Genomic DNA, 9,642 nt, shown 5'->3' on the forward strand with positions numbered 1-9,642 from the left:
GTACGGCCGGGCCATCGACAACGACGATCCTCCGCCTTGCGATCGCACGCACCGGACGCCCCAGGCCCCGCCCTCCGGGCGGACGGCGCTACTTTCGAAACACGCCCTAGGGTTGTCGGGTGAGCTTCCCCGACACCTCCGATTCCGCTTCCGACGCCGCGCCGATCTGCTCCGCGAAGGGCTGCCGTGAGCCCGCCGTCTGGGTCCTGGCCTGGAACAATCCCAAGCTGCATACGCCCGAGCGGCGCAAGACCTGGCTGGCGTGCGACGAGCACCGTGAGCATCTCTCCTCGTTCCTCGATATGCGCGGCTTCCTCAAGGATGTGGTCGAGCTGACGGAGTGGGAGCGCCGGTCGGCCACCGATCACTGACATCGGCGAGGCATCAGCGACGACATCAGCGGCATCAGCCGCCGATCGCCGACATCGGGCGGTCCGGCTGGAGGAACGACGGATCGTCCAGCCCGGAACCGGCCTTCTTGCCCCACATCGCCAGCTTCCAGATCGTGGCGATCTCCTCGTCGGGCGCGCCGGAGCGCAGCGCGCCTCGCAGATCCGTCTCCTCCCGGGCGAACAGACAGCTGCGCACCTGTCCGTCGGCGGTGAGCCGCGTGCGGTCGCAGGCATGGCAGAACGGGCGCGTGACGGAGGCGATCACACCGACGCGGTGCGGTCCGCCGTCCACGATCCAGCGCTCGGCGGGCGCCGAGCCCCGGACGGTCTCGCCCTCGGGAGTGAGCCGGAAGCGCGTACGCAGCGAATCCAGGATCTCACCGGCCGTGATCATGCCGTCCCGCTTCCAGCCGTGCTGGGCGTCGAGCGGCATCTGCTCGATGAAGCGCAGCTCATAGCCGTGCTCGATGGCCCAGGCGAGCAGCTCGGGCGCCTCGTCCTCGTTGAGGCTTGGCATCAGCACCGCATTGATCTTGACGGGCCTGAGCCCGGCCTCATGGGCGGCGCGCAGCCCGCTGATCACATCCGCATGCCGGTCACGCCGGGTGAGGTCCCGGAAGACCGCGGGCCGCAGCGTGTCGAGCGAGACATTGACCCGGTCGAGGCCCGCGGCCCTGAGCGCGGCGGCGATACGCGCGAGCCCGAGGCCATTGGTGGTCACCGACATCCTGGGACGCGGCTCCAGCGCGGCGCACCGCTCGACGATCCCGACGAGACCGGGTCTGATCAGCGGCTCTCCGCCGGTGAAACGGACCTCGGTGACACCCAGCCGGGTGACGGCGATATGGACCAGACGGACGATTTCGTCATCGCTGAGCAGCTCCGACTTGCCGAGCCACTGGAGTCCTTCTTCCGGCATGCAGTACGTGCACCGCAGATTGCACCGGTCCGTCAGCGAAACGCGCAGGTCGGTGGCCACACGACCGTACGTGTCTATGAGCACTGCGGCCCCCTCCCTGTGATCGGTTCCGACACCGTCGAGACTACGTCAGACCACTGACAACGCCAGAGGGACATTTGCGACGGACAGCCGCGTGGCCGCGTCGTAGGTCTCCACGACGCGGCCACGGAAGGAGGTTCGTACCCGGAAGAGTCCTTGCCCGTACGGCTCAGTGGGCCCCGGTGCCCGTCAGGGACTTGACCTCCAGTTCGGCGTACTTGCCCTGGTCCGGCTGCTCCTTGGACAGTACGGTGCCCAGCCAGCCGAGCAGGAAGCCCAGCGGAATGGAGATCAGACCCGGGTTCTCCAGCGGAAAGAAGTGGAAGTCGGCGTCGGGGAACATCGAGGTGGGCTTCCCGGAGACGACCGGTGAGAACAGCACCAGCAGCACCGACGAGGCCAGTCCGCCGTAGATCGACCACAGCGCGCCCTGAGTGGTGAACCGCTTCCAGAACAGGCTGTAGAGGATGGTCGGCAGATTGGCCGAGGCGGCGACGGCGAAGGCGAGCGCGACCAGACCGGCCACATTCAGATCGCGGGCGAGCGCCCCGAGCGCGATGGAGACGATGCCGATGGCGACGGTCGCCCAGCGGGCCGCGCGGACCTCTTCCTTCTCGGTCGCCTCACCCTTGCGGATGACATTGGCGTAGATGTCGTGCGCGAAGGACGACGAGGACGCGAGCGTCAGCCCGGCGACCACCGCGAGAATGGTGGCGAAGGCGACGGCCGAGATCACGGCGAGCAGGATCGCTCCTCCGGTGGAGCCGGCGCCACCGCCGATTTCCAGGGCGGCCAGCGGAGCCGCCGTGTTGCCCGCCTTGTTGGAGGCGATGATGTCGTCGGACTTGAGCAGCGCGGCGGCGCCGAAGCCGAGCACGATCGTCATCAGATAGAACGCGCCGATGATCCCGATGGCCCAGATCACCGACTTGCGGGCGGCCTTGGCGGTGGGCACGGTGTAGAAGCGGATGAGGATGTGCGGCAGTCCCGCCGTACCGAGCACCAGCGCGATGCCGAGCGAGATGAAGTCCAGCTTCGAGGTCGCGGTGGCACCGTACTTGAGCCCGGGCTCAAGGAAGGACGCTCCCTTGCCGCTGTTGCTCGCCGCCGTGCCCAGCAGGTCGGAGAGGTTGAAGTTGAACTTCAGCAGGATGAGGAAGGTGATGAGCAGGGTGCCCGCGATCAGAAGCACGGCCTTGACCATCTGCACCCAGGTGGTGCCCTTCATTCCGCCGATGGTCACGTACACGATCATCAGCAGACCGACCAGCGCGACGATGGCGATCTTCCCGGCGTCGCTGGTGATGCCGAGCAGCAGCGAGACCAGCACACCGGCGCCGGCCATCTGCGCGAGGAGGTAGAAGATCGAGACGACGATGGTGGAGGTGCCCGCCGCGGTACGTACCGGGCGCTGGCGCATCCGGTACGCGAGGACGTCACCCATGGTGTAGCGGCCGGAGTTGCGCAGCGGTTCGGCGACGAGCAGCAGCGCCACCAGCCAGGCGACCAAAAATCCGATGGAGTAGAGGAAGCCGTCGTAGCCGAAGAGGGCGATGGCGCCGGCGATCCCGAGGAAGGACGCGGCGGACATGTAGTCGCCGGAGACGGCGAGTCCGTTCTGGAAACCGGAGAACTGCCGTCCGCCCGCGTAGAAGTCGGACGCGTTCTTGGTCTGCCGGCCGGCCCAGACGGTGATGACCAGGGTCGCGACGACGAAGAGCCCGAAGAGTGTGATGATCAGCGGCCGGTGCTCGCCGGCGTCCGAGGCGGCGAGCTGGAGCGGTGACTGCTGGGCGACGAGCTGGATCGAGTGGCTCACGCGTCCGCCTCCATACGGGACTTGATGACATCCGCCTTCGGGTCGAGCTTGCGGGCGGCGTGCCGCGCGTAGTACCAGGCGATGAGGAACGTGGTGGCGAACTGCGCCAGACCGAGGACGAGCGCGACATTGATGTTGCCGAAGAGCTTGGTGCCCATGAAGCCGCCCGCGTAGTTGGACAGCAGGACGTACAGCAGGTACCAGGCGATGAAGGCGACGGTCAGCGGGAAGGCGAAGGAGCGGTAGGTACGGCGCAGTTCGCCGAATTCCGCGCTCTCCTGCACCTCGACGAACTGCGCCGTCGTGGGCTGGGCCGTCGTGGACGGATCCGGTGTGGACGGGGCTGGGCTGGTGTCCGTACCGCCCTCGGGCGGCGGTGCATCGGTAGCCACGGAATCTCCTCGTGACGCGGGTGCGGTGTGGTTGGTCATGGGGACCTCTCAGGGACGGGATGTTGCTCGTCCCCCTGACAACGGCACGGGAGGCATGGCGAAGCGGTTCAACACCGGTCTTTTTCTTCCGGAAATGATTCAGGAACGATTGAAGAACAGCGTTGATCAGCGATAACTTCGCTCGTCATGTACCCGTTCACGCGCAGCCTGCGCGAAACGGTCTCACGGATGATGTGGAGAACCCATGGCTCATCTGGGATCCAGACGGCAGCGCGCACTCGCGCTGCCCGTAGGTCTGGCGCTCACCGTCACGCTCGGTTTCCTGCCTGCCGCCACGGCTACGGCCGCACCGGCGGGCGGCGGCACCGAAGCGGTCGCCACGGACGGCCCGAAGCTGTCGTACGTCGTCAACACCCGCGGTGGACACTCCACCGTCAAGTCGGTCAAGAAGGCGATCGACCGGGCCGGCGGCACTGTGGTCACCAGTTATGACCAGATAGGTGTCATCGTCGTCACCTCGCAGAACCCGGCCTTCGCGCAGACCGTACGCAAGGTCAAGGGCGTCGAGTCGGCCGGTGCCACCCGCACCGCGCCGCTGCCCGCGCAGTCCACGACGGACATCGGTACGCCTCGCACGCTGACCGCCGAGGAGGTCGCCGTCGCGACGGCGGCGACGGAGAAGGCCAACGCGAAGAAGGGCGGCGGCACCGCCCTTCCCCAGGACCCGCTGGAGCCGTTGCAGTGGGACCTGCCCGCCATCAAGGCGGACAAGGCACATGAGAAGAACCTCGGCAGCAGGAACGTCACTGTTGCCGTCATCGACACCGGTGTCGATGACACGCACCCGGACATCGCGCCCAACTTCGACCGCGCGGCGTCGGTCAACTGTGTGACCGGCAAGCCCGACACGGCGGACGGCGCCTGGCGTCCGAACGCCGGGGAGAGCCCGCACGGCACGCATGTCGCGGGCGAGATAGCCGGAGCCAAGAACGGTGTGGGCATCACCGGTGTCGCACCGGGTGTGAAGGTGGCCGGCATCAAGGTCTCCACGCCGGTCGGGTTCTTCTACACCGAGGCCGTCGTCTGCGGCTTCGTCTGGGCCGCCGAGCACGGTGTCGATGTGACGAACAACAGCTACTACACCGACCCGTGGTACTTCAACTGCAAGAACGACCCGGACCAGAAGGCCCTGGTCGAGGCGATCACCCGCGCCACGCGGTACGCCGAGAGCAAGGGCACGGTCAATGTGGCCGCGGCGGGCAACGAGAACTACGACCTCTCGTCCGACTCGATCACCGATCCGACCAGCCCGAACGACACCACTCCCGGTGAGCGTGTCATCGACCCGTCCGAGTGCCTGGACATCCCGACCCAGCTGCCGGGCGTCGTCACCGTCGCCTCCACCGGCGCCAAGGGCCTGAAGTCCTCGTTCTCCAACCACGGTCTCGGCATCATCGACATCGCCGCTCCGGGCGGCGACTCGACCCGCTACCAGACGCCGGCTCCGCCGGCGACCAGCGGTCTGATCCTCGGCCCGGTACCGGGCGGCAACTGGGCCTACATGGCCGGTACGTCGATGGCCTCCCCGCATGTCGCCGGTGTCGCGGCGCTGCTGAAGTCAACGCATCCGCACGCCTCGGCGAAGGCCATCAAGGCGCTGCTGACGGTGCAGGCCGACGATGTGGCCTGCCCGACGGCGTACGACATCGACGGCGACGGCGAGATCGACGCCGTCTGTGAGGGCGGCGAGCGTTACAACGGCTTCTACGGGGCGGGTCTGGTCGACGCCCTGGACGCGGTGCGCAAGTAGGCACCGGCGAGTAGGCGTCAGCAAGTATCACCGCGCGGGCCGTCCTCCGGGGCGGCCCGCGTTCGTCCTCGCCGCGGGCGAGGCGGAGACGGCTCGTACGGGCTGCCAGCCGGGCCCGCGCAGCACATGGCCCGCGCGGTCACGCCAGCCGCGCGCGGCCCGCAGATCCCGGGCGAGGGCCGCGTACTCATGAGTGGCGACGCGCAGCGGGTTGTAGGTCTCGATGTTCTTGGTGAGCCCGTAGACGGGCCGCTCGGTCTCGGGCACGAACGACCCGAACAGCCGGTCCCAGACGATCAGGATCCCGCCGAAGTTCCGGTCCAGATAGCCGCCTTGGGACGCGTGGTGGACCCGGTGGTGGGACGGCGTGTTCAGCACGTACTCGAACGGCCGCGGCAGCTTGTCGATCCGCTCGGTGTGCACCCAGAACTGGTAGACGAGATTCGCGGACGAGCAGAACGCGAGCGCCGCCGGATGCACACCGCACGCCACGAGCGGCACATAGAACGGCCAGACCGTGAGCGAGGTCCAGGGCTGACGAAGGGCCGTGGTCAGATTGAACTTGCGGCTGGAGTGGTGGACAACATGACAGGCCCACAGGATCCGGATGACGTGATGGCCGCGGTGTGACCAGTAGTAGAAGAAGTCCTGCGCGAGCAGCATCAGCGGAATCGTCCACCAGAGCACGGGCACCCGGAGCGGTGTCAGGGCGTGCACCGCCGTGTAGACCGCGACGATCGGCAGCTTCCAGAGCAGATCGAAGACCAGACTGCCGAGGCCCATGGTGACGCTGGTGACGGCGTCCTTGGCCGCGTAGCCCGCAGCGTCCTCGTCGGGATGGAACCGACAGCTCACCATCTCGACCACGGTGAGCAGCACGAACGCGGGTATCGACCACAGCACCACATCGGGCAGGTTCGACGGCATGCGAGCACGGTAGAGGCGGGCACGGGCGCCGGGCTAGATGTTGTTACCGACAAGTATGCGAGCCGCGCCATGGGATCCTGTCTGCCCGCGCTGTCGTCGCGTGCGTCGTGTGCGTCGTGTGCGTCATGTTCGTCGGGGAGGAACGGCCGTAGTGAGCCTGGAAGTTGTGGTATCGCGTCTCGCGGGTACGGTCCTGGGCGCGATCGCCAAGTCGATGCTTCTGCCGAAACAGGGCGCGGGCCTGGTGGCCTCTCCCGTACGCCCGCTGCCGAAACCGGCGTCACCGGACCGACTGGCGAAGGTACTGGCGGGCCGATTGGAGCAGTCACACGCTTATGCGCGGCTGCCGGAGAACGAGCGCCTGGCCGCCCTCGAAGCCGTACGGTCCTCCTTCGCGGCGGCGGGCGAGCTGACGCCCGAGCGGCTGTTCGCCCTGGACCTGGATCCGGCGCGGCTGGCGGCGGAGTTACGCACACCGCGTCCCGGGCCCGCCGAGGACCTGTACGAGGAGTTGCTCGGCCTGTGCTGCGCGCATGTGGTGGAACAGCTCACCGCACATCCGTCGTTCACCGCGCGTGCGGCGGTCGAGCAGCGGAGGGAGGCGAGCCGGACGCGGGAGCTGGTCGAGGACGTACGGGAGCGGGTGGGACCGCGACGGGACGCGGCGGCGCTCGCGTTCGAGGAGCGGTACGGCGAGTATGTGGCCCGTACCCATGGGCGGCTGGAGCTGTTCGGACTGACACTGGGCCGGTCGAGGCGCGACTGGCCGCTGGACACGGCGTACATCAGCCTGTCGGTGAGCGGCGAGCGCAGAGGCCCCGGAGGCCTCGGGGACCCAGGGCTGCCGCGCACGGGCCCTACGACGGTCACCGCCGAGCAGGCGCTGACGACCACGGACCGATTACTGCTGCGCGGCCCGGCCGGCTCGGGCAAGAGCACGCTGGTGCAGTGGCTCGCGCTCAACGCGGCCCGGCGCGGCTTCCGTCCCGAACTCGCCGACTGGAACCGCTGTGTGCCCTTCGTACTGCGTCTGCGGGCCTTCACGACCTGGGAGTCGCTGCCGATGCCGGAGGACTTCCTGCGGGCGGCGGGCGTGCCGTTCTCGGCTGCGGCCGGGTGGGCGGAGGAGCTGCTGGATCAAGGGCGCGCGCTGGTCCTGGTCGACGGCGTGGACGAGGTGCCGACCCGGCTGAGGGCCCGTACGGAAGCGTGGCTGAAGTCCCTGGTCACGGCATTTCCCCAGGCCCGTTATGTGGTGACGACCAGACCGTCCGCCGTGCCGGAGGACTGGCTGTCGGGCCAGGGCTTCGAGGCGCACTCACTACTGCCGATGGACCGCGAGGACATCAAGTCGTTCGTGGGCCACTGGCACGGCGCGGCCCGAGAAGAATTCGTGTCGGACGCGGAACGGTCCCAGCTCGACGTCTACGAGAAGTCGCTCCTCCAGGCGGTGATGACCCGCCGGGACCTCGGGCGGCTGGCAACAAATCCGCTGATGTGCGCGCTGCTGTGCGCCCTGAACCGGGACCGCCGGATGCAACTGCCCCGAGCCAGGAAGGAGTTGTACGACGCGGCCCTGGAGATGCTGCTCGTACGCCGGGACACGGAACGGGAGATCCTGGGCGTCGAAGGCGTGAACCTGACCCGGGACGAGCAGACCGCGCTGCTGCAACGGCTGGCGTACTGGCTGATCCGCAACGGGCAGGTGGAGGCGGCGCGCGAGGAGGCCGTGGAGATGGTCGGCGAGTGGCTGGCCGCCATGCCCCAGGTGGAGGGCGACGCGGAACAGGTCTTCGCCCATCTGCTGATCCGCAGCGGCCTCCTCCGCGAACCGATGCCGGGCGCCGTCGACTTCGTCCACCGCACCTTCCAGGACTACCTGGGCGCGAAGGCGGCGGTCGAGTCCCGGGACTTCGGCGTACTGGTCAAGAACGCGCATGACGACCAATGGGACGACGTGGTGCGCATGGCGGTGGGCCATGCGCGCGTGGACGAACGGGCGAAGCTATTACGACAGTTGCTGCGTCGGGCCGACCACGCGCCGAGGCTCAGTCACCGGCTGGTGCTGCTGGCGGCAGCCTGCCTGGAGCACGCGCCGGAACTGGATCCGGTGGTACGGGCGGAGGTGGAGGGCAGGGCGGGGGCGCTGGTGCCGCCGCGCGAGCTGGAGGAAGCGGAGGCACTGGCGAAGGCCGGGGAACTGGTGCTTGAGCTGCTGCCGGGGCCGGAGGGGCTGGATGAGAAGACAGCGGCGGCGGTGGTGCGGACGGCGGCGCTGATCGAGGGGGACGGAGCCTTCGAGGTGATTTCGCAATTCCGGGAGGACACACGTTCTCGGGTCGCGTTCCAGATCTCCCAGGCGTGGGGCTCATTCGAGAGCGAGGCGTATGCCGAGGAAGTCTTGTCTGCGCACAACTGGGAGCGGACCTACCTGCGCGTACAGACCTCGGAGCAGCTACGGGCGTTGCGGTACACCCCGAAGGCTCGTCATATTGAGGTCATTGGCAACAACAGCGACCTCACGCCTCTGCTCGCCCTGGAAGCCCCGGACACACTCATGCTCGGCGACAACGATGTGCTCACCGACCTGTCTCCTCTCGCGTCCCTGCCAAAACTGTCCCGATTGATCCTCAACCGCTGCTCCGGGGTACGAGAGCTGGACGCTCTGTCCGGCCTCGGACTCGCCACACTCAATCTGTACGACACGCATCACGACATGTCGTTGGATGCCTTGCGCCATATGCCGGACCTCCGTCAGGTCAGTTTCGGATATCCGTTACTGATGGAGAGCGTGGGTGAACTCCCCATTGGCCCACAACTCGTCATGTTGTGGCTCCTTCCCGCGACGAGCTATCTGAGTCTGGAAGGAATTCAGCGCTGGCCGAACCTGAGGATACTCAGCCTGTGCGGCTCGACGCAGATCCGTCAGCTCGCCGGAATCCCGGCCCTGAGAGGGCTGACCGAACTGATGCTTCAGCGCCAGAATGCACTTGACCTGAAGCAGATCGGCCATCTCTCCAAGCTCCAAATAGTCAGTCTGAGCCGGTGCGAACTGCCCGGCGGTCTCGGGCCGCTCCGTGACCTGCCCACGCTCACCTCGCTCCGCCTCTACTCGTGCGCCCAGACCGGAGCTCCCCTCGACCTGAGTCCACTGGCGGATCTGGAAGGGCTCACGATTACGACAAAGGACACCCCGATCACCGGGGAAGACCTCTTCCCACCCGGCCGGATCATCCGGCTGGACTAAACCCCCACCGCCCCCAGCAACGCCCCCGCCCCATACGTAACCCCCATCGCCACCG

Annotated in this window: 7 protein-coding genes; 3 read left to right on the plus strand and 4 right to left on the minus strand. The window is 67.7% G+C overall.

Features of this window, described 5'->3' with window-relative positions; translation table 11 throughout:
* The first annotated feature begins 119 nt into the window (after positions 1-119).
* Positions 120-371, plus strand: coding sequence for a hypothetical protein (locus tag GA0115259_RS32485; RefSeq protein WP_093603608.1), 252 nt, complete (start codon positions 120-122; stop codon positions 369-371).
* Between the two features lie 34 nt (positions 372-405).
* On the opposite strand, the gene moaA is transcribed toward GA0115259_RS32485, so the two are convergent.
* The 3 genes from moaA to GA0115259_RS32500 all read right to left on the minus strand — a co-directional run bounded on the left by moaA (position 406) and on the right by GA0115259_RS32500 (position 3,603).
* A complete protein-coding gene (gene moaA / locus GA0115259_RS32490; protein ID WP_093603610.1) occupies positions 406-1,395 on the minus strand; it encodes a GTP 3',8-cyclase MoaA in 990 nt (329 codons plus the stop codon).
* A 166-nt stretch (positions 1,396-1,561) separates the two neighbouring features.
* Entirely contained in the window at positions 1,562-3,211 is a 1,650-nt protein-coding gene (locus tag GA0115259_RS32495; protein ID WP_370748990.1) for a solute symporter family protein, read from the minus strand.
* Positions 3,208-3,603 (minus strand): DUF485 domain-containing protein, encoded by a 396-nt coding sequence (locus tag GA0115259_RS32500; protein WP_176732731.1) that lies wholly within the window; start codon positions 3,601-3,603, stop codon positions 3,208-3,210. The genes GA0115259_RS32495 and GA0115259_RS32500 overlap by 4 nt, the downstream gene beginning before the upstream one ends.
* 244 nt (positions 3,604-3,847) lie before the next feature.
* On the opposite strand from GA0115259_RS32500, the gene GA0115259_RS32505 reads away from it, so the two are divergent.
* Entirely contained in the window at positions 3,848-5,413 is a 1,566-nt protein-coding gene (locus GA0115259_RS32505; protein WP_093603614.1) for a S8 family peptidase, read from the plus strand.
* Between the two features lie 27 nt (positions 5,414-5,440).
* On the opposite strand, the gene GA0115259_RS32510 is transcribed toward GA0115259_RS32505, so the two are convergent.
* Complete coding sequence (locus tag GA0115259_RS32510) at positions 5,441-6,340, minus strand: sterol desaturase family protein (RefSeq protein ID WP_093603616.1); 900 nt, start codon at positions 6,338-6,340, stop codon at positions 5,441-5,443.
* A gap of 151 nt (positions 6,341-6,491) precedes the next feature.
* Here GA0115259_RS32510 and GA0115259_RS32515 point away from each other — a divergent pair, with 151 nt between their 5' ends.
* Complete coding sequence (locus tag GA0115259_RS32515) at positions 6,492-9,587, plus strand: NACHT domain-containing protein (protein ID WP_345941055.1); 3,096 nt, start codon at positions 6,492-6,494, stop codon at positions 9,585-9,587.
* The last annotated feature ends 55 nt before the right edge of the window (positions 9,588-9,642 follow it).

The organism is Streptomyces sp. MnatMP-M17, from assembly GCF_900091995.1.
In the GTDB taxonomy this organism is placed as follows: domain Bacteria; phylum Actinomycetota; class Actinomycetes; order Streptomycetales; family Streptomycetaceae; genus Streptomyces.